General features: G+C 46.1%; 19 protein-coding genes. 12 read left to right on the top strand and 7 right to left on the bottom strand.

Translation table 11 applies throughout. The features are described 5' to 3' along the window. Window positions 1-683: 683 nt before the first annotated feature. Window positions 684-1,742: a photosystem II D2 protein (photosystem q(a) protein) gene (gene psbD, locus QT994_RS02265; RefSeq protein WP_006635450.1), complete on the bottom strand. Its 1,059-nt coding sequence runs from the start codon at window positions 1,740-1,742 to the stop codon at window positions 684-686. A 415-nt stretch (window positions 1,743-2,157) separates the two neighbouring features. Here psbD and QT994_RS02260 point away from each other — a divergent pair, with 415 nt between their 5' ends. Together QT994_RS02260 and QT994_RS02255 are read left to right on the top strand one after the other, a co-directional pair. Next, complete coding sequence (locus tag QT994_RS02260; RefSeq protein WP_190663726.1) at window positions 2,158-2,427, top strand: hypothetical protein; 270 nt, start codon at window positions 2,158-2,160, stop codon at window positions 2,425-2,427. A gap of 23 nt (window positions 2,428-2,450) precedes the next feature. Continuing rightward, window positions 2,451-3,122 carry an ABC transporter ATP-binding protein gene (locus QT994_RS02255; RefSeq protein WP_333171476.1) on the top strand — a complete coding sequence of 224 codons (672 nt, stop codon included), beginning with the start codon at window positions 2,451-2,453 and terminating at the stop codon, window positions 3,120-3,122. Between the two features lie 99 nt (window positions 3,123-3,221). On the opposite strand, the gene QT994_RS02250 is transcribed toward QT994_RS02255, so the two are convergent. Together QT994_RS02250 and QT994_RS02245 are read right to left on the bottom strand one after the other, a co-directional pair. Continuing rightward, window positions 3,222-4,007 carry a DUF4058 family protein gene (locus QT994_RS02250; RefSeq protein WP_333171473.1) on the bottom strand — a complete coding sequence of 262 codons (786 nt, stop codon included), beginning with the start codon at window positions 4,005-4,007 and terminating at the stop codon, window positions 3,222-3,224. Window positions 4,008-4,246: 239 nt separating this feature from the next. After that, the gene (locus tag QT994_RS02245; protein WP_333171470.1) at window positions 4,247-4,489 is read right to left on the bottom strand and encodes a hypothetical protein; all 243 of its coding nucleotides are present in this window, start codon (window positions 4,487-4,489) and stop codon (window positions 4,247-4,249) included. Window positions 4,490-4,618: 129 nt separating this feature from the next. Between QT994_RS02245 and QT994_RS02240 the strand changes: the two genes are divergently transcribed. Next, window positions 4,619-4,831, top strand: a complete 213-nt coding sequence (locus tag QT994_RS02240) for a helix-turn-helix domain-containing protein (protein ID WP_172192515.1) — start codon at window positions 4,619-4,621, stop codon at window positions 4,829-4,831. 184 nt (window positions 4,832-5,015) lie between these two features. On the opposite strand, the gene QT994_RS02235 is transcribed toward QT994_RS02240, so the two are convergent. Further along, complete coding sequence (locus QT994_RS02235) at window positions 5,016-6,524, bottom strand: UbiD family decarboxylase (RefSeq protein ID WP_333171468.1); 1,509 nt, start codon at window positions 6,522-6,524, stop codon at window positions 5,016-5,018. A 286-nt stretch (window positions 6,525-6,810) separates the two neighbouring features. Between QT994_RS02235 and pstS the strand changes: the two genes are divergently transcribed. From pstS to hppD, 8 genes are all read left to right on the top strand, one after another. Then, complete coding sequence (gene pstS / locus QT994_RS02230; RefSeq protein ID WP_333171465.1) at window positions 6,811-7,839, top strand: phosphate ABC transporter substrate-binding protein PstS; 1,029 nt, start codon at window positions 6,811-6,813, stop codon at window positions 7,837-7,839. A gap of 280 nt (window positions 7,840-8,119) precedes the next feature. After that, window positions 8,120-9,121, top strand: coding sequence for a phosphate ABC transporter permease subunit PstC (gene pstC / locus QT994_RS02225; RefSeq protein WP_333171463.1), 1,002 nt, complete (start codon window positions 8,120-8,122; stop codon window positions 9,119-9,121). Window positions 9,122-9,261: 140 nt separating this feature from the next. Then, window positions 9,262-10,242 (top strand): phosphate ABC transporter permease PstA, encoded by a 981-nt coding sequence (pstA, locus tag QT994_RS02220; RefSeq protein WP_333171461.1) that lies wholly within the window; start codon window positions 9,262-9,264, stop codon window positions 10,240-10,242. 56 nt (window positions 10,243-10,298) lie between these two features. Further along, on the top strand, window positions 10,299-11,150 hold the full coding sequence (gene pstB / locus QT994_RS02215) for a phosphate ABC transporter ATP-binding protein PstB (protein ID WP_333171459.1): 852 nt from the start codon (window positions 10,299-10,301) through the stop codon (window positions 11,148-11,150). Between the two features lie 173 nt (window positions 11,151-11,323). Further along, window positions 11,324-12,595, top strand: a complete 1,272-nt coding sequence (locus tag QT994_RS02210) for an APC family permease (protein WP_333171456.1) — start codon at window positions 11,324-11,326, stop codon at window positions 12,593-12,595. A 42-nt stretch (window positions 12,596-12,637) separates the two neighbouring features. After that, entirely contained in the window at window positions 12,638-14,047 is a 1,410-nt protein-coding gene (locus tag QT994_RS02205) for an NYN domain-containing protein (RefSeq protein ID WP_333171454.1), read from the top strand. An 82-nt stretch (window positions 14,048-14,129) separates the two neighbouring features. Beyond that, a complete protein-coding gene (locus QT994_RS02200; protein WP_333171452.1) occupies window positions 14,130-14,837 on the top strand; it encodes an SDR family oxidoreductase in 708 nt (235 codons plus the stop codon). A 394-nt stretch (window positions 14,838-15,231) separates the two neighbouring features. Beyond that, a complete protein-coding gene (hppD, locus tag QT994_RS02195; protein ID WP_445243858.1) occupies window positions 15,232-16,299 on the top strand; it encodes a 4-hydroxyphenylpyruvate dioxygenase in 1,068 nt (355 codons plus the stop codon). Between the two features lie 20 nt (window positions 16,300-16,319). Here the strand turns inward: hppD and QT994_RS02190 are convergent, their stop codons facing one another. Both QT994_RS02190 and QT994_RS02185 read right to left on the bottom strand, forming a co-directional pair. Beyond that, window positions 16,320-16,853: a GNAT family N-acetyltransferase gene (locus QT994_RS02190; RefSeq protein ID WP_333171449.1), complete on the bottom strand. Its 534-nt coding sequence runs from the start codon at window positions 16,851-16,853 to the stop codon at window positions 16,320-16,322. Then, window positions 16,834-18,960, bottom strand: coding sequence for a diguanylate cyclase domain-containing protein (locus QT994_RS02185; protein ID WP_333171445.1), 2,127 nt, complete (start codon window positions 18,958-18,960; stop codon window positions 16,834-16,836). Before QT994_RS02185 ends, QT994_RS02190 begins: the two co-directional genes overlap by 20 nt. A 496-nt stretch (window positions 18,961-19,456) precedes the next feature. On the opposite strand from QT994_RS02185, the gene QT994_RS02180 reads away from it, so the two are divergent. Beyond that, window positions 19,457-20,155 (top strand): HAD family hydrolase, encoded by a 699-nt coding sequence (locus tag QT994_RS02180; protein WP_333171443.1) that lies wholly within the window; start codon window positions 19,457-19,459, stop codon window positions 20,153-20,155. Window positions 20,156-20,353: 198 nt separating this feature from the next. On the opposite strand, the gene QT994_RS02175 is transcribed toward QT994_RS02180, so the two are convergent. Beyond that, on the bottom strand, window positions 20,354-20,965 hold the full coding sequence (locus QT994_RS02175; protein ID WP_333044107.1) for a CPP1-like family protein: 612 nt from the start codon (window positions 20,963-20,965) through the stop codon (window positions 20,354-20,356). Window positions 20,966-21,052: the final 87 nt, after the last annotated feature.

Raw genomic sequence — 21,052 nt, 5'->3', positions numbered from 1 at the left:
CCGTGGAAGTCGTTTCCCGTTGGAGACGACGGCTGACTGCTAGTGAGCGGCCCCGGCGCACAGCCGGTAGTTTCCAATCTGATGACCCATGCGTTTACTACTTTCTATCATGGGCATCACCTCCAGGTTTAGCTAAATGGCTTAATATTGGAACGCACATCACCTAAATACAAGATTTAAGGTGATGATTTGTGCGCTAGCAATTGCTAGCGTTACCAGAAGAACCTGCGTTCTGAGTATCGTTCTAGTATTCACAATTATTAGAATAACACAAGGAATTAGAAGTGGGGGGATGCAAATTGAGATTTTTGCAAAATAGGGTGAAATTACTGCTGCTGCAAGGTCTTTGATCGATCTTTACAGCAATCGGGCGATCGCAGTTTCAGCCATATCCGGGCGGGCTGTGTGGTTATCAGGCGCAAGGCAACTCTGGCGGCGGGGAAAGGCAGCTCGATTTCTTGCCTAATAGCAGAGTTAACCAGATATAAAGACACAAGTTGTTCTAGCCACAGGCAGAGTTTGTTTCTGTACGAAATCAACTTTTTTAGGGCGCTAATTCGATCGAATCCTAGAAACAAAAAGCTCCTGCCTGGTGGCGGGAGCTTTTTAAGCATTAAGGGTAAAGCCTAAACTGCTTTATCTTACCCTTTTAAAATGCTGGAGATTTTGATATTTCGTGCTGATTACAGAGCGTTACCGCGAGGCAGAACTTCTTCAGGGAAGATGTAGTTTTCGTGAGGTTGGTCTGTCGGAGCCATCCAAGCACGAATGCCTTCGTTAAGCAGAATGTTCTTAGTGTAGAACGTTTCAAACTCAGGATCTTCAGCAGCGCGTAATTCTTGTGATACGAAGTCATAGGCGCGCAGGTTTAATGCTAAACCGACGATGCCAATGGAGCTCATCCACAAGCCTGTGACAGGTACGAACAACATGAAGAAGTGCAACCAGCGCTTGTTGGAGAAGGCAATTCCGAAGATTTGCGACCAAAAACGGTTGGCTGTCACCATCGAGTAGGTTTCTTCTGACTGAGTTGGGTTGAAGGCGCGGAAGGTGTTTGAGCCTTCGCCGTCTTCAAACAAGGTGTTTTCTACGGTTGCACCGTGGATGGCGCACAACAGCGCACCGCCCAAGATGCCTGCAACGCCCATCATGTGGAAGGGGTTGAGCGTCCAGTTGTGGAAGCCTTGCAGGAATAACAAAAAGCGGAAAATTGCTGCGACGCCGAAACTGGGGGCGAAGAACCAGCCTGATTGACCCAAGGGGTAAAGCAGGAACACCGACACAAACACGGCGATGGGGCCGGTGAATGCTAGGGCGTTGTAGGGACGGATGCCGACTAAACGGGCGATTTCAATCTGACGCAGGCAAAAGCCGATCAGTGCGAATGCACCGTGGAGGGCTACGAATGTCCACAGCCCACCGAGTTGGAACCAGCGGGTGAAGTCCCACTGTGCTTCGGGGCCCCACAGGAACAACAGGGAGTGTCCGAGGCTGTTGGCTGGGGTGGAGACGGCTACCGTGAGGAAGTTGGCTCCTTCGAGGTAGGAGCTTGCCAAACCGTGGGTGTACCAGGATGTGACGAAGGTGGTGCCTGTTAACCAGCCACCGATGGCTAGGTAGGCGCAGGGGAATAGCAGGATGCCAGACCAGCCTACGAAGACGAAGCGATCGCGTTTGAGCCAGTCGTCGAGGACATCAAAGATGCCTCTTTCGGTCTGGGCGCGTCCGACTGCGATTGTCATTTACGCAAATCTCCAAATGGATATAATTACAACGGATCTGCCTCTAGTCCTTAGTATCCAACCGTTGCCTCTGCTTAGCAGAAAACAAGTTGGATTATGAACAGAGTTTACTTTTCTTTACCGTATTGACGATTATAGAGGTAATTCTTTACAAGAGCAAGTTTTTCTTAAAAAACTTCCGACTTTTGACTTTTGACTTTTGCGAAGTCCCTGAAGCCCTCGAAGTCCCCGAAGTCTTTGCCCTGCATTTGGGAACTTCTAATATATAGGAGTCTCTGCGCTTTGGGTCAGAAGCCCGGTGGCTTGGTAGATATATCGCCCTCAACCTCTGATTTTTATAAGAAACTGGGTTTCCGTGGGTAAGTCCTATATATATACTGAGGATAGAGCTCCAAACTTAGGTTTTTAAGACTATATGTTCAGCATTGACATCATTGTGAAAAATACGCCCGTCTCGCTGTCGGTGCAGCGGAAGTTGGAGGAGGACGCTGAGACTGTTTACCAGCAGGTACTGGCGGCGATTCGCAACTCCCAACCGCAAATTTTGGAACTCACCTGCGAGAAAAATCCTGAGAAAAAGGTGGCTGTACTCAGCAGCGAGATTTCTGGGGTGGTGGTTTCTCAGAAATCGGGGGCGTCATCTACAGGCAGATCCCCTGGTTTTGTCTCGATGACAGCAGAATGAGGGCTGGGGGTGTTGGTGCCGATATGAGCCAGTCAGCGGTTGCTGTGCGGGATTTGGGTTTTTGCTGGCCGTCGGGCGATCGAGTGTTGCAAGGTTGCTCTCTGGATGTACCCAAGGGCGAGTTTTGGATGCTTTTGGGCACTAACGGCAGCGGCAAGTCTACGCTGTTGAGGCTAATGGCTGGGCTGCTGCACCCCCAGTCGGGGGAAATTGACCTGAGTGGACGGGTGGGTTTTGTGTTTCAAAACCCCGATCACCAATTGGTGATGCCGACAGTGGGTGCGGATGTGGCTTTTGGTTTGGTGGAGGAAAAGCTTTCTAACGTTCAGGTGCGGGAGAGGGTGGCGGAGGCTTTGGAGGCTGTGAATTTGCTGGATTTGCAGCGGCGGCCGATTTATGCTTTGAGCGGGGGCCAGAAGCAGCGAATTGCTCTTGCTGGGGCGATCGCCCGTCACTGCGAAATTCTCCTGTTGGATGAACCGACGGCTTTGTTAGATCCTGATTCTCAGTTGGATTTGGTGGCGGCGGTGCAGCGGTTGGTAAAAAATCGCGGGATTACGGCTTTGTGGGTGACTCACCGTTTGGATGAGTTGAATTACTGCGATGGGGCTTTTTTGTTGGAAAAGGGCCAAGTTGTCGATCGGGGAGATCCGGCGCGTTTGAAGCAGCGGTTGATGCAAAGTCAAGATGTTTAGCTGTCAAGCAATTTGAGAATTAAGTCATTCTGCGATTGAAATCGCTTCTACAAAAACGAAGTCTGCCTCCGCAGACTAAGAGGATGGCTGCACGCCAAATCAATGTCGCAATCCTCGATCGCGCAACCAAGCATCTGCCCAAATTGTATCTGTTTCAGACAAGGGCGGTATTGGCTCCCGGGAATAATCTATTTCCATGTCGTAACCCGCAATATCGTATACTTGATTAAAAAGCATTTGCAAATCAACAATAGGTTCCGAGTCTTCGGGACGCAAAGGCACGGGGAAAACAGGAATTGAATTTTGAAGATTAAAAGCATACATATCGCCTGAAGGGAGGCGATTTCCCCTACAAACCAAAATCCGATATTGACTGTCAAGATTATTCCCAAACACTGGCATTGGTTCACCGTGTCGCAGCAAATCAATCTCAATCAAATGAGTGCGACTGCCCAGGATTTTTTCGCGTTTTTTCTCATACATTTGCCGACCTTTTCCTGGTCGTTTATTAGTAGGTGAAAGTATTTCTATCGTTGTGACTACTTCTTTGGTTTCCACTCCTCTTATCTCTAAATAACCTTCCTTGATAATTTCAGGCATAGGAAGTGTCACCGTCACCGGTTGTGCTGGAGGTGCCAAAAGAGCCACATTCGCTGCGGGGTTATTTGATGTTTGAGAACGCTGTATAGTCACATCGGGAATACCGACAAGCAATGAATTTTCGCCGCTGGTTTCATACATTCGCAACTCTACGGCAACTCGATATTTAGGACGCAGTTGGGGAGATAAAAATCTGGCAATTTCACTAATCAACCAGTGATGCAATTCAGGCCATAGGTTAGGATGTTCTAAATAGGGATCGACACCGGGAAAGGGAGATGGCATTGATTTGGCTCCTTGACTCAAGTCTATTTATAGTTTAGCAACATTTTTTTGGCGCAACTGGCTTTTTGGAATAGCTTTTAGGGCATAGCTTCGCTTGTGACTAATGAAGGCTGAAAGGTCAATCGAGCTTTTGCAATAATAGGTTCTATCGCACATATTGCACTTATTGCCATATTCCGTCGGGGGTTTAAACCGCTGCCGGAATATGGCAACAAATGCAAGATATCAGTTCGATCGCATTAACTTTCGATCGACAATTGCATCGGAATTGGAACCCTGTTTTCATCTAAGACAGACAGCGCATTTACGAAAACAATTGTATGCGGGACTGCGGGCATTAAGCGGCGCAGTGCTTTGAGGTAAGATTCGGCATCGGGGCGGCGGGCGAAACGGGCGACTGTTAACCGCTGACAGTTGGGGAGGTGGCGAATTATGCACCAAGGTTGAAGTCGATCGCGATATGTCGATTGTTTTGGTATCATAGGAAAATCCTTCCCACTTTTGTGGGTGGTGAATGAAAGGCGATCGCTCTAGATTTCTCAGGTCCGAGGGCGATCGCTATTAATTGTATATTCATTAAATTACGAGTAGTCGTAATTGTCAAGGGCGGAATGGGACGAATTAGACTGCGAGTTCGAGAACTTGCTCAAGAGAAGGGTTGGACTCTCAGGGAAGTCTCCAACAGAACGGGTATTCCATACACTACGATCGCCACCTATGCCAGTTCTCCAGGCATGGCTACCGTTGACTACACAGCTTTGGACAAGATGGCCCGTGCGTTCGATATTGCGATCGAAGATTTAGTTGAGATTTTGGAACAGTAAAGAAAAAATAATGCTCGCGAAGATTCAAAGAGAGTTGATTGTCTAAGGAGATAACAATGTTGTGTTTCTAGTATTTTACTCAAAAAAACCAGGACACAACATTGTTGTGCCCCTACTGTATTTTCGGCAATTGAAAAATCGTATTTTACTCAAAAAATCCAGGACACAACATTGTGGCGATTCCCTACCTCATCTCATATCCAAACAAATTCGGATCGACTTCACCCAAATTCAAATCAGCCAAACCGTACTCAGCCCAACGCCTTTCTACCATCGCCGCCACATCAGGATCGGACTCCAAAACTTCCCCCCATTCGTGATCGGTTTCCGGGGGCATCTTCGTAGTAGCATCAATCCCCATTCTGCCTCCCAAACCAATCTTTTCACTGGCAAAATCTAACGTATCAAAAGGCGTATTCGGCAGAATAAATACATCCCGAACTGGATCGACTTTAGAACTAATTGCCCAAACTACTTGACGCGGGTCGCGAATGTTGATACTTTTATCGACAACAATCACAAACTTAGTGTAAGTAAACTGCGGTAATGCACTCCAAAATGCTAAAGCAGCCCGGCGCGCTTGACCGGGATATGCTTTATCAATCGAGATAATTGCGGCTTTATAACTCAGGGCTTCCATCGGTAAGAAGAAATCGACAATTTCCGATACTTGCTGCCGCAAAATAGGCGTATAAATACGGTTAAGCGCGATCGCCATCATTGCTTCTTCTTTCGGCGGCCGCCCGCTAAATGTGGTCAGATAAATCGGGTCTTTGCGGTGCGTCATGCAGTGGAACCGCACCAACGGCGAATCTTCCACGCCGCCGTAATAACCCATGTGATCCCCGAAGGGCCCGTCGGGCAAAACTTCCCCCGGCGTAATCGTTCCTTCTAACACGATTTCCGAGTCCGCCGGTACTTCCAAATCAACGGTTTTGCACTTCGCCAATTGCACGCCGGAACCGCCATAAAGTCCGGCAAATAACCATTCCGATAAATCTACAGGAATTGGCGTTGCAGCGGCGAGAATAATCAGGGGATCGACTCCCAGGGCGATCGCAACTTCCAACTTTTTACCAGCCTGCGCCGCTTTCCGCAAGTGTCGCGCGCCGCCCCGCACCGATAACCAGTGTACAGTCATCGTGTTTTTTGACTGCAACTGCAACCGATAAACCCCCACATTCGGCGTACCCGTTTCGCAATCTTTGGTAATTACCAAACCCAGGGTGATAATTTTACCCGCATCTCCCGAATAAGGGCGAATCATCGGGATTTTGTTCAAATCCACCCCTTCTCCCTCAAATACCACTTGCTGACAAGCTGGGAAAAAGTCGCGGCCGGGTTTGGCTTTCACTACGTCGAACAACACTTTGCCGAATTCTATCGCTTGGGAAATCTTTTTCGGCGGTTTTGGCTGTTGCAGCATTCCCAGTTTTTTGCCGAGCTCTTCTAGTTCGATCGGCTTTTCCATGTTCATCGCCCAGCAAACGCGCTCTTCCGTACCCAATAGGTTAATCGCGACGGGGAAATCTGCCCCTTTGACGTTTTCAAACAGCAATCCGGGGCCGCCTTTTTGCAGCATTTGGTTGGAAATTTCGGCAATTTCGAGGTCGGAATCGACTAAAGCGCTAATCCGGCGCAGTTGTCCCCGTTCTTCTAGCAGTTTTAGGAATCCCCGCAAGTCTCTTGCCATTGTTGTTAAAGAAATGTTAAGTGTCCCTACTATTATGCGGCGATCGGGGGATGGAGTGAGCGGTGGGGGCGATCGGGCGATCGCTAAATAAATTTCTCTTGTTATCGTTACTCTATGATTTGGTATTTCTCTGATTCATCAAAAACTGACTTTAGCTAATTTTTATTTAAAATGCTCTTAACCAAAATTTAAACAAAGCTTATTCTATATACTCCCTTTCCTTGGGAATTTCAGTCTATCCTATGGAGGATATTTGCAAAGACGGGTATTAAGGAAGAGGAGGAGTATGAATTTTTTCACGGGACGTTGGCGACGTAGTTTTATAGTGACACTAGCAGCAGCAGCATTTTCGCTGACTTTGATTAGTTCTGCTGTAGCTGCGGTAACACTAAATGGTTCGGGAGCCACTTTCCCCAAACCTCTTTACGATCGCTACTTCTCTCAGATGAGAAGTGCAAATCAAATTACTGTAAACTACGAAGGAACTGGCAGCGGTGCTGGTATCAAAGCATTAATTTCAGGCACTGTTGACTTCGCAGGCAGCGACGCGCTGATGACGGCGGCACAAATAGCCGAAGTAAAGCGCGGTGTCATGGCGGTTCCGACTGCTGGCGGCGCTGTTGCAGTTGTCTACAACTTGCCGGGAGTGACCAATCTGAGGCTAAATAACGATGCCATGAAAGGCATCTTTGAAGGGAAGATTACTCGCTGGAACGATGCTAAAATAGCGGGAATTTCTGGACAAGCTAAAAACTTGCCCAATACTCCTATTCGAGTAGCTGTGCGGGCAGAAAGCAGCGGTACTACCTTTATTTTTTCTAATCACTTGCAGGCGATCGGCAGCAGCATCAAAGCAGCCGCTCAGCCGAGTTGGCCCGGAAGCCCTGTCAGCGGTCAAGGAAACCCCGGCATAGCTGCTTTGGTGAAAAATACAGCGGGTGCGATCGGCTACGTTCAAGATACTTATGCTCGGCAAAACAATCTTCAAACAGCGTTTATTCAAAATAAAGCTGGTAGGTTTGTAGATCCTAGCTTGGCTGAAGCAGAGAAAGCTTTAGCGGGGGAAACATTCCCCGCAGATTTCCGCTTAGTAGAAGGCAATCCTAACGACGGTTATCCGATTGTTGGTTTGACTTGGCTATTAATCTACAAAGAGTATCCTGCTGCCAAAGCAGATGCTATTAAAAAGATGGTTAATTGGGTGATGACTACAGGTCAAGGTCTCAACAAACAGTTAGAGTTTACTCAAATTCCTTCAGCTACAGCTCAAAAGGTGATTCAAACAGTTAATCAGAGTGTAGTTGCCAAAGGTTAATTGGGGCGATCGCAGGGAGTTAGGAGTTAAGAGTTAAATATATAGCCTATTCCAGGTTTATTAAGTGTAGGGAAAAAGGCTTTAGCCTTTTTCCCTACGGAGAGCTATCACTCTTGGTTGTACTTGATAAACGTGGAATCTGCTGTAGGACTCAAAACTCATAAATTATCAAGCCAATGTGCCTTACATTTACTGATTTAAGGTGCAGCCCACCCTGCCAGCTAATTATAATTACTGGTTTCTCAAGCAAATATTTCGCTTTTTACGCAATTATTCCGGTATGACCAATCCTTCCAAAAAACGTAAAAAAGTGACTGGAAAATCGCCCGAAATAAACACAGCATTAGACTTGACAGATACTTCTGGTGAAGGTTTATGGATCGAGTCAGGATTTACACTGTTTGTATGGGCTTTTGCCTTCGCGACAGCGGGCACGCTGTTCTGGATAAGCGCGGTAATTTTTAAAGATGCTTGGCCAGCTATTAGCCAATTTGGACTCTCTTTCTTGTGGAATCCCAAGTGGGATATCGGCGAGTTGGAGTTTGGGGCTTTGCCGTTTATTTACGGTACTGTGATTAGTTCTGCGATCGCCGTAATCATCGCACTTCCTTTAGGGCTGTCAGTAGCTATAGTTACTAGCGAGAACTTCTTACCCGCTTGGGTGCGATCGCCCTTGGGATTCATGGTTGAATTAATCTCGGCTATTCCCAGCGTAATAGTTGGCCTTTGGGGAATCTTTGTTTTGATTCCCTTTTTGTTGCCATTGCAGCAGTCATTGTTTGATAATTTCAGTTGGTTTCCCCTGTTCAGCAGCGAACCTTTAGGCCCCGGAATGCTGCCCGCTGGGATACTTTTATCGATTATGATTTTGCCCACAGTAGCCGCCATCAGCCGCGATGTCTTGCTGTCAGTTCCAGTCGATTTGCGAAGTGCTTCGATGTCTCTCGGTGCCACCCGCTGGGAAACAATATTTAAGCTGTTATTACCAGCAGCTAGTTCAGGAATTATCGGCGCTACAATCTTGGCCTTGGGACGCGCTTTAGGAGAAACAATGGCCGTCACAATGGTGATTGGCAACTCGATTCAAATTAACCAATCTCTCCTAGCTCCCAGCTACTCAATTCCTGCTGTTTTGGCCAGTCAATTTCGGGAAGCTCTCGAACCGCTGCACATCGGCGCTTTGATGTATTTAGCCTTGATTCTATTTGTCATCACTCTGTTGGTGAATGCAGTGGCAGTATTGCTGGTTAAGCTAATGAGCGTTAAGGGATCTAAGAATTAATACCCTCGAAAGTAATTGGTAACAAGCTTTTTTATGTATTCTTTCCCACGCTCAGGACGGAGAAAGAGAAAAGTGTAACATCCTGAGAACAAGCTTGAGAAATCCGTCGAATCAATCTAAGGTCTAAAATCTAAAATCGCATGACTCAAGCACAAAAATCAAACAGTATTCTGGATGCAGAAATTTACCAACCCCTGTCACTGAGCAGAAATTTGTTCAGTCGGGGAATGACACTTATTGCCTTCATTTTCACAGCTCTTGCCGTGCTACCTTTGTTCGCGATTTTGTACAAAATCTTGGGGGAAGGACTTACACATTTGAGCTGGGAAGTGCTAGTATCTCTGCCTGCACCCGTCGGAGTTGAAGACCAGCCCAACGGCTTTGCCAATGCGATTATCGGCACTGCTTTAATGGTGGGAATTGCGACATTAATCAGCGTGCCTATCGGTGTAATGACGGGAATATTTTTGTCTGAGTTTGGTAGAGAAAACAAAGCGATTGCTAATAGTATTCGCTTTATTACGGTTATTCTCAGCAGTGTTCCGTCGATCGTAGTTGGCGTCTTTTCCTACGCCCTAATTGTCGTTACCACCAAAGCATTTTCATCCTTAGCCGGTGGTTTTGCCCTCGGCATCATCATGCTTCCAGTGGTTGCTCTGACAACAGAACAAGCATTAAAATTAGTGCCTACTTCTTACCGTCTCGCTTCTGCTGGTTTGGGAGGCGGACGTTTTCAAACTATTTTTCGGATTATTATTCCCTCAGCACTTCCAACTATTACCACAGGTATTTTACTCGCTGCTTCCCGGGCAGCCGGCGAAACCGCCCCGCTGATTGTAACTGCCTTGTCGAGTCAATTTTGGCCTCCTTTAGTTGATAAACTAGGGGAGATAATGCAGTCCCAGATAGGTGCAGAAACTATCTCAACACTAAAAGAAATTCCCGAAACATTGCTGACTCCGACTCCTTCTATGTCGGTATTAATATATAGCTACGCTAGCTCTCCTTACAAGGAGCAGAACGAATTGGCGTGGACTGCTGCCTGTGTCCTTTTGGGCATGGTTTTGATTGCTAGCGTCGCATCCCGTACAGTAACTCGGAAACGCTTGCAAAATCGATAAACCAATAACTCAAGTGCATCTCTAAGTCAAATATTAACAATATAACGAGGCAAATAATGAAACCTAAAGCTAACTTGAAATCCGAAGACTCTACACATCAATTCCTAGACGAGGCTACGCCGGAAATTGACCCCAATGCAATGCCAGCACTGCGGGTTCAGGACTTAAGTTTTTATTACGGAACTCACAAAGTATTAGAAAACTTATCGATGAATATCCCTCACCCGCAAGTTACGGCTATTATTGGCCCTTCAGGTTGCGGGAAATCCACTTTTCTCAAAGCTCTCAACCGGATTGGTGAATTGGAGGGAAAGGTTCAAATTAAAGGAAGAGTAGAGTTTTTTGGACAAGATATTTACAGCCCGAAAGTAAACATTAATAGTTTGCGCCGCCAAATAGGGATGGTGTTTCAAAGACCAAATCCTTTTCCGCTGAGCATCTACGATAATATTGCTTACGGGGTGAGAATTTTTGGTCGCAAAAGCAAAGCAGAATTAGATGAAATTGTGGAATCTGCACTCAAAAGTGCGGCGCTTTGGGATGAGGTGAAAGACGATTTGAATAAATCGGCGCAGGGGATTTCGGGCGGACAGCAGCAGCGACTTTGTATTGCTCGCGCTTTGGCGGTGAAGCCGAAAATTTTGTTAATGGATGAACCTTGTTCTGCTCTCGATCCGATTTCAACGATGAAGATTGAGGAGTTATTTCAGACTCTGCGGCAGCAGTTAACGATTGTGATTGTGACGCACAATATGCAGCAGGCAGCTCGTGTTTCTGATTACACGGCATTTTTTAATACTGATGAAAGTCGCATCGGTCGCCTGGTGGAATTTGGGCCGACAAGTAAGATTTTTACTTCTGCGGGCAATTCGAGTACGAGAGATTACATTCAAGGGCGTTTCGGTTAATACTTACATCTTGAGCCTCTTTCAGAACAGGCAAGATGTTTGTTCCACAACAGACAAATATTTTTGTGAAGCAGGCATCTTGCCTGCTATAGTTATGTCTTCAGAATAGGCAAGATGCCTGTTCCACAACAGATCAACATTTTTGTGAAGCTGGCCTTTTGCCTGCTATATTTATGTCTTCACCACTTCTGAAGCGAGAGTTAGGTGTTTTCGGCGCAACTCTCATGGGCCTGGGATCAATCCTCGGTACCGGAGTATTTGTGAGTATCGGCATTGCTGCGGAAGTTGCTGGGCCGGGGGTGATTTTGGCTGTCGGTATTGCGGCTTTAGTGGCTGTTTGCAATGGCCTTAGCAGCGCTCAATTAGCGGCAAATCATCCTGTTAGCGGCGGTACTTATGAATATGGCTACAAATATCTCAATCCTTGGCTGGGTTTTACAGCAGGCTGGATGTTTTTGTTGGCGAAAACGGCTTCTGCGGCTACTGCTGCTTTAGGTTTTGCGGGGTATTTTTTAAATGCAGTTGGTGTAGCCGATCGCACTTACGTAATCCTAACAGCTTTAGTCGCCCTCGCCACCCTCACTTTAATTGTATTGACGGGAATTAGGCGATCGAATATTGCCAATACTGCCATAGTCTCAGTTACACTTCTATCCTTAGCGGTGTTTGTTGCTATCGGTTTACCAGAGGTAAGGTGGGAAATGCCCGCCCTACAGAATGATAGCTCGATCGGCTCCATCTTCCAGGCCACCGCCCTGATGTTTGTCGCTTATAGCGGTTACGCCCGCATCACCACCATGAGCGAGGAAGTGCGGGAACCGAGGGAAACGATTCCCAAAGCCATAATTTTCACTTTGGTGCTGACAATGCTGCTTTACGTGGGGGTAGCAGTAGTTGTCGCCGGCGCGGGGGGAGCCGATAAATTGTCTTTACAACCAGGCGGCACGGCTGCACCTTTAGAAGTCATCGCCCGCAGTTTCCCAATTCCAGGAGTTTCTCAACTGCTAGCCGCCGGCGCAATTACTGCCATGTTGGGAGTCTTGCTGAACTTAATTTTAGGGCTCTCGCGCATCTGGCTGGCGATGGGGCGGCGTTTGGATATGCCGAGAGTCTTGGCGCGGCTGAATCCAGAGGGGACAAATCCCTACGTCGCTGTGGTGGTTGTCGAAGTTACGATCGCACTTTTAATCCTCGTCGGCGATGTCAAAACCACTTGGTCATTTAGCGCTTTTAGCGTTTTGATTTACTACGCTATCACCAACCTCGCCGCGCTGCAACTTTCCCCCGCCGAAAGGCTTTATCCACAGTGGTTGGCTTGGGTGGGTTTGGGGAGTTGTCTGTGTCTGGCTTTCTGGGTGGAGAGGCAAATTTGGCTGACAGGATTGGCCTTAATTGTCGCCGGTTTAATTTGGCGGGCGATCGTCCGACTCCCGGCGAGAAACTAGAAGTGTGATAAATTGAAACAGCATCCCGCATTGTAGAGGGTCATGCCCGATCGAACTCCCTTGCTGGCGACTCAAGAATCTCTCGCATTCAGCGCCATCAGTCGCTATATAGCTCAAACCCTAATTACCATTCAGGAAAAGCATCCCGAATGGATAACTGAAAAATACAGGAACACCCCCTGGGCCAAACCTGATTTTCAGTCAGTTTTGATTGGAAAATTGACAAAAAGTTTCACAGTAGCCAGCGATACAGATTCCCTGCTGCTGACTGCGAAAAAATACCTACAAATTCTGCTGGTTCCAGAATTCGTTAATTCACCTCAATTCAGCAAATTATGTGCCAAAATTCAGCAGCTAGCCCAATCTCAAACAGCACCACCTAAATCACAAAACTCAGTTGCGTCAGAACCTCCAACTCCAACAGCCAATCAACCAGTCCCGCTTCCTCTCGGCATTGCTATCTTGCTGCTAGATGTCGAAAACTTGCAACTCACCATCGAAACCGAAAAATTCCTAGAGGGAATTTGCCACTATCCCATCCAAATCAAAGTTGCCTTTGCCAACTGGCGCAGCATGGGCAAGAAAGATGCCGAATTTCACCAGCGCGGCTATCAACTAATTCACGTCCCCCCCGGCAAAGACAGCGCCGACTTAAAAATGGCTACAGTTGGCGCATCGATTTTCGTACATTATCCCACAGCCAAAGAGATTTTTGTCTGTTCGTCCGATCGCGCCCTCACTCACCTCAGCAATACACTGCAAGCCCACGGATTAACCGTATTTCAAGTCCGCAAACAAATAGATAAAATCATAGTTTTAAACAGCAAAACCGGACAAGTTGAAACCCATTCCCTCGTAAGCATACCGGAAATTACACCCCTAGAACAATTAGTTATTCAGCTAAAAGAATTAATCAAAAAAGAGCAACAACGTACCTCAACTCAGTGGATCAAACTTTCTACGATTTCAGCTTTATTTAGGGAAAATTACGGTTTAGTCCTCAATCAACTGGTTGCAACTCATTTGCTAGGCACAAAAACCAGGGATATATTTCTCAAATATCCGACCGATTTTGTACTCCACAAACCCTCCGAGACTTCTCAAACTTATGTCACTCTTTTTGAAGTAAGATTATCCCCCCCGCCCCCAATACTTAGCAAAGAAAATCTCAATAATTCCCAGGCAGCACCTGGCAAATTGACCGATATTAATTCTCTGGAAGACTTGGAAAGAGCTCTTGTCAAAATCGTTGGCGACTTAACCGGCAACTCTCCGGAAAATTCTGTATTTCTCTCCAATGTAGGCAGCGAATTTCACCGACAATACGGCAAACAAATTACCCAAATAATTAAGGATTTTAATCTCGGTAGAAAGTTTCCTAAATTTTTGCAATCCTGCACTGCTCTCCAGCTAAAAAAAGCTGAAAAAGGCTGGCAAGTTTCCCTCAATTAATAAAAAATTAAAATATATAAACGTCCCATTACAAGCAAGTTGAGTTATCATACAATCTGGACGTAAAGAAATGTAAAGGGATATGCAGGACAAAGTTGTGGTTGTGGTGGGTGCGACTGGCGGCATCGGTTCAGCAGTGGCCCGCAAACTCGCTGATGCGGGTGCGAGGCTAGTGCTCGCCGCCAGAGACAGCAGCAAGTTAGACGCTTTAGCTGGCGAACTTTCAGCAACAGAGGTACTGTGCGTGCCCACAGATATAACCGATTTGCCGCAAGTCGAAACGCTGATGCACAAAGCTGTGGAACATTTCGGACAAATGGATGCCCTCATAAACGCCGCTGGTGCCGGAATTCTCAAGCAGTGGAACAAGTTAGAACCCGCTGATTTAGATGCAATGCTTGACTTGAACTTAAAAGGCAGTTTTTACACATCTCAAGCAGCGGCGAATGTGATGAAAGAGCGCAAATCCGGCCACATTTGCAATGTCATCGGGATTTTGGGCAAGCATTCGATGGCGATGGGAACGGCTTATTGCGCTTCAAAGTTTGGGGTAGTTGGTTTCAGCAAGTGCATGGCAGATGAGCTGCGACGCTACGGCATTAAGTTTACGCTATTCTATTTTGGCGGGGTGGATTCTCCGTTTTGGGATAATGTGAGTTTGAAGGTAGACAGGTCAAAAATGCTGAGTACCGAAACTGCCGCCAATGCGATTATGTTTGCTCTTTCGGCTGACCCGCAAGCTGTGCCGATGGAGATTAATATTCAGCCGGAAAGTCATTTGTTCTTTTAGCGATTGAAGGGTGATTTGAATGCAGAAGGCAGCGGAAGCTGAAGCCCAAAAAAATTATGATATTTTTAGGTTTGAGAACTTATACAGCACTTAATTATGTAGGTGCACGAGCTGGCGCACCTTACCCCTACAAGTAGCACGTCAAACTATTTTTTCGCCTTAGTCCTATTGGCGAAGGCCTAGCGGTGAAATCTAAGTTATCGCAGAGACCGGGTTTCTTTTAAGTGCCAACTTATTTCTGCCTTCAGAGGGATCTAGGATATTCAATCTTTAGGTTATTATTAAGTCAACGCACAATAAAAAACATGAAAAATATCCATTACTCAATCCCTCCCTTGCTGTTTCGCAGTGAAAATAAGACTATTTTCCATTTTTTAGTTTCCATTTTCCATTATTGATTATGGAGTTCGATCGCATTCAATTTTACGTTGAAAACGCTAAAGTATCCCGCGACTGGTTTGTCAGCCAGTTAGGCTTTCAATCAATAGCAGGTTATGCCAACAGCCACACTCACATTGAAGTGGTCAGCAGTGGCAATGTATGTTTTGTTTTATCTTCGCCCCTGACACCCGCTAGTCCGGTTGCTAGCTGGTTGAAGTTTCATCCTCCAGGGATTGCCGATGTGGGTTTTCGGATAAAAAATATTGAATTAGCGGTAGCTAGAGCGGCTGCTGAAGGCGCTAAAATCCTGGAACCGATTCAAGAAGACCTAAACGCAGGAGGCTATTTTAAGCGGGCAAAAATCGCGGGCTGGGGAGATTTAAGCCATACTCTCGTGGAGCGAATTGGCAGCCATTCACTGCTATCGGCTTCGGATAAGCTGCCGTTGTTTACCCGGATTGACCACGTAGTGTTAAATGTTGAATCTGGGGACTTGTCGAGTGCTGTTAGTTGGTATCAAAAAATATTAGGTTTTCAACCGCAGCAAAATTTTGACATTCAGACTCAGAAATCGGCTTTGCGGAGCCAAGTTATGGTGCACGCTGAAGGTGGGGTGCAATTCCCAATTAATGAACCGGCATCAGCTAATTCTCAAATTCAAGAGTTTTTGAGCGCAAATCGAGGGCCGGGAATTCAGCACATGGCTTTGCAAACTAATAATATCGTGGGGGTTGTTGCCGATTTGCGATCGTGCGGTTTGCCTTTTCTACCGGTTCCTTCAACATACTACTCCGAATTGCAGGAGCGGCAAAACTATTTGCCCGCAGATTGGCAAGCAATTGCAGCTTGTCAAGTTTTGGCAGATTGGCAAGAAGATACTCCCGCAGCGATGCTGCTGCAAATCTTTACTCAGCCAATTTTTGCAGAACCAACTTTCTTTTTCGAGATTATTGAGCGCCGAGTTAGTTTAGTTAACGGCAAACAGGTGCAAGCTGGAGGTTTTGGGGCGGGGAATTTTCGAGCTTTGTTTGAGGCGATAGAACGGGAACAAATGAAGAGGGGAAGTTTGATCGATGATTGACAAAAGTTCCCGTTTTTAAGTCATACAGCCGTGTTAATCAGCACTGCGATATCTTTCCACCCGTAGGCAATTTCTTTGAGTGCAACTCCTGCTCTACTTGTCTGCTGTTCGTCTACTTTTTCACCTCCTAATAATTCATAAAACCTATAGGCTGAATTGTCTCCTAGTACCCAAACTAGCATCGAGTTCAAACTTAATTCTGCCAATTTTGTGGCAACTGTTCTCACGAGTTGCCGTCCGATTCCTTGACGCTGATATTCCTCCAAAATATAGATGGCAAATAATTCTCCTTGATAAACATATTTGCCAGTTCGCTCGCAACCACCCGCAGCAAAACCCACAATTTCTCCCAAGTCATTCTCAGCAACGCACACAAAATTTTTACTTTTTTCTGCGTTTACGAGGATTTCTTGCCAATTGCTTTGTCCCTTTTCATAGGACAGTTGCGCGAGGTAATCTGTCGGTACAATGTTTCGGTAAGCTGTCCGCCAAGTATCTACATTAACCCGTGCGATTGCAGGTGCGTCAGCGATTTTAGCTTCTCTCACAATCATCAGAAAATACTCCTTTCCCGTCCTGAAATTCTATTTTCAAGTCTAGGCCAAGTATACGATCGCGCCCTTCTAGTTTAGCTCGGTACAGCGCTCGATCAGCCTGTCCAATTAACTCCTCAATCGATAAACCAGCAGCAGGTACCGTAGTAGCGATACCCATACTAAGAGTTATAAACTTACTTACCTTGGAAGCAGCATGAAAAATTGCCGCTGTCTTCAAATCCCTGCGAATTGCTTCAGCTATCTGCTTTGCTCCTTGTACATCAGTTCGCGACAAAATTACCGCAAATTCTTCGCCACCGTAGCGGGCGGCTAAATCTCCTGCCCGCTGAGCGTTGCTAGCTAAAATTTCGGCTACTTGTTTTAAACATTCGTCGCCTCCTTGATGCCCGTAATGATCGTTGTAAAGTTTGAAAAAATCGATATCGCACAAAATTAAAGACAGCGACTCTTTTTCTCGCTCCATCAACTGCCATTCTAACTCCAATTTTTTGTCAAAACAGCGGCGGTTGGGAATTTGAGTCAATCCATCCACCGAAGCGAGGCGCTGCAATTCCATGTTAGCTGCTTGTAATTCTAATTTGGCTTGTTCTAAAGCTAAATTTTGCCGAGCTAATTCTTCACTTTGGCGTTTTTCTTGTTCGTACAAAAATCGGATTGAAGCTTCAGCTTCTTGCAATTCTTTCTCTGCATATTTGCGCTTGACAAATTCCCCTAATTGAGAACTTACCACAGCTATGATCTGAAGTAAATCTTGATCCGGTGGCAGTTCTTCCCGGCAAAAAAAAGTCATTACTCCTACAACTTGGTTCCTAGCGTGAATGGGGAAACCGAATCCCGATCGCAGTCCCGCTTCCTCGGCCAAGCGCGATCGCACGAAATTGCGATCGCCCACAAGATCAGTAATCCACTGCGTAGAACCGCTTCTGGAAACCGCTCCCGGCAAACCCTCACCCGCAGCCAAAATAATCTGCTGATCGTTTTCGGCAAACTCCCTAACTTCATCCGCTGCCTGCCAAACTGCCACCCGCCGCCAACAAGGATTTTCCTCGATCGGACAGCAAAGCGGCAGGCACCAAAGCGGATCTTTTTCAGATTTTATTTCCTCACCCAATCGAGTTTCTTTCTCCCCCTCTGCAGGCGTCCAAAGCTCGCCAAAATCCCACCCAAAACTTTGGCAAATAGCTTGCAAAATTTTCGGAGTTGCGCTATCTAGAGAAGTTGATTCTGACAGGATATGAGTCACAGCATACTGTGCTTCTTGACACTTTTTTATGCGTTGTTGCTTGGTAATGTCTTTGCCGATATAAACAAAATCTTGTATAACTTCCCTATCTGCATCCTTGCTTCCTGTGCTTGTCTCAAAATTAGAGCATGAAAACGCAACAATCACCTTTAAACCTATTTTAGTTTGGCAAGCTACTTTTACTTGAGGCCAATATTCGCTTTTAAGTGCAGGAGGTAGCTGGCTGACTTTGCGTAACAATTCCTCCTCAGCCGTAATCATTGATATGGATTGGCCGATTAATTCCGATTCGGTATATCCAAATAATTGCTGTGCAGCTTGATTCACTTTTTTGATTTGGCCCGATGTTCCTGTTACGAACAAAACATCCCCTAGGGAATTAATAATTTTGTCAATATAATCGCCAGCCGCAGCTAAGTTATCGCCTTTAATACTTGTTTTCTTGGCAGTCAGAACGATGGTTGGCTGAGAGCCAATGCTATCTGTCACATCTTCGCATAAAATAATCAATCTGTCAGCATTGGCTTGCCCCTTATAACCAAAAATGTACAAGTTTAGATACAAATAAGATCCGTCTTTGAGAACTCGGCTAATTGATTTTAACTGACAATCTTGCTGTCGTTCTTCAATAATATCTTCAAGGAGTCCTTCAATCCCAATCAGTTCGGGAAAACTATCGCGCACGTCTTTTCCTGCGCCTACTTCCTCATGAAAGGCAAAATCTTGCACTTTCAAAGATATTTCTTTAATCTTAAGTTCGCGATCGACTGTGAGGTATTCAATCCTGCGTAAGGATAACAGCTTATAAAGAAGAATATTAATACTTCTTGGGCTGCTCTCTACAGTTAATGTGGGAAGCATCTCGTTATTGTAGAGCATCTCTCTCAAAGGTTAGCCGGTAAAGTTAGTTGTTGTTTGGCTGCGATTTATCATGGGAATTTTTATACTGGCATATGTCTTCACCTGTTACCGCTGGCTAATTTATGCAAACAGTACACTTTGGATTCTCCAAGCAGTTTTTTGCTTATTTTAAAAATGGGACCAAATATTAATAGGATCAACTTTTTTGGAGAAAGCGCAGTCAAAATCAGCCTCGATTGAGGTTGAGATTTATGAAGAATATGTAGCGGTTTACACTATTTGTGCGACACATTTTAATTTTAAATTCCCCGATATGGGTTACAACCGCTAAAGTTAAGGAACAGCACAGTTTAATTCAAAAGTTTCCTTTAATTAGCACCATTCCTATAGACCTTACCTCCCCTAGGTATTTGTGTCAATTTTTGTAAAGAAAGTGTTACCTTTAAATGATATAGTATCGAAGAATTTGTATAAAAACTTAAAAACACTCTGCTAAATGCTGAGACTTATTACCGACTTTGACGGCCCGATCATGGACGTGTCCGATCGCTACTACCGAGTTTACCAGGAGTGTCTCGCCGAGACTAAGCGTTCGGGCCAACCAGTGCGCGAACTCCCGAAAGCCGAGTTTTGGGACCTGAAGCGTGCGCGGGTTCCCGAAACCGAAATCGCCATCCTCTCAGGATTAGACGCTGCCCAAGCCCGCGATTTTGCCCAGAAACGCCGTCAAACCGTCCACACCCTACCCTACATGATTTACGATCAACCAGTTCCCACTGCTGTCGAAACTCTCGAAAAGGTGCAGCGCGCTGGAGTAGACTTAGCGGTGATGACCATGCGCCGGGTTAGGGAACTAGATGAAGCCTTCAACCGCTGTAATTTAGGGCAATTTTTCCCAGAAAACCGCCGCTATTGCCTCCCCAACGATTACGTTAAAACCGGGGATGTCAAAGATAAGCCCCTGCTGATGGCGAGAGCTCTCGCCGAACTGCCGCCGGCTTCTGACCTTTGGATGGTTGGGGATACGGAGGCGGACATTGTTGCCGCAAAAACCCACGGTGTCAAGGTAATTGGTGTGTTGTGCGGAATTCGCGATCGCACCCAACTAGAAATGCAGCAACCGGATTTAATTGCCAACAATTTGAGCGAAGCAGTTGAGATTATTTTAGATAGTCAGTTGTCAGTTGACAGTTGACAGTTGACAGTTGGCAGTGGTTAATTATTGTTATTGGTTGGTTCGTAAGTTTTAGGTGTTAGTAGTTAGTTGATTGTTACCAATTACCAATTACTAATTACCATTTAACAATTACCAATAACTAATGACTGTTGATGGTTGACTAATGATTGATGACTGTTGACAACTGACAACAGTCAACTGTCAACAGTCAACTGACTATCGCAGAAAACCGCTTACCAGCCAGAGAATTAAAAACGTAAACAAAGCGATAAATTTCTCTGTTGTTATAAATGCCGGACTGACCAAAGAACCCAAAAAGCCTCCCAGCAACAAGCCTATAACCAAGCCAGCCACAGTAAGCAGCACAGCCCGACCAAATTTTTGTTCCTTGCGATTAACAAAATAAAGACAAGACCCGACCCCAAGAGCCAGAGTCAACTGTAGTAAACCATCATTAGCCGCCGGATAAATACTCAGTCCACCTAACCCCACATACACCCCAGCCGGCCACAAAATGTCCGATCGAGTAGGAGTATCGATTAGCCGCTGCAACCAAGCTGGGCTGCCACTAGGAGGAGACGGAGTAAAGCTTGGGGGTGCGGGAGTCAGCCGTTCGGGAAAGCGGATGCGTTCTGGTACTTTTATTTTGCCTTCCTGTCGCTGCCGCAGGCGATCCATAAGGATCGCGTCGTAAGCTGCTTCGATCAATTCCAAACGTTTCTTGTCACCGCTGTACTGCTCACCTAGGCGCGTGCGGGCCTCTTGCACTTCATCAAAGGAAGCATCTTCATCGACTTCAAGCAGTTGATAGGGAGTTGGCTCACTCATTGTAATAACCCGCTGAAGACTCTCGTTATAGAGTAATCTTAACAAGAGAGGAAAGCGGGGCGGGGGCGATCGCCGCTTTCCCAAAAG

Source organism: Microcoleus sp. S13_B4, assembly GCF_036700885.1.
In the GTDB taxonomy this organism is placed as follows: domain Bacteria; phylum Cyanobacteriota; class Cyanobacteriia; order Cyanobacteriales; family Microcoleaceae; genus Microcoleus.
The sequence above is the reverse complement of the archived record's forward strand: the minus strand, read 5'-3'. Positions and strand labels throughout refer to the sequence as shown.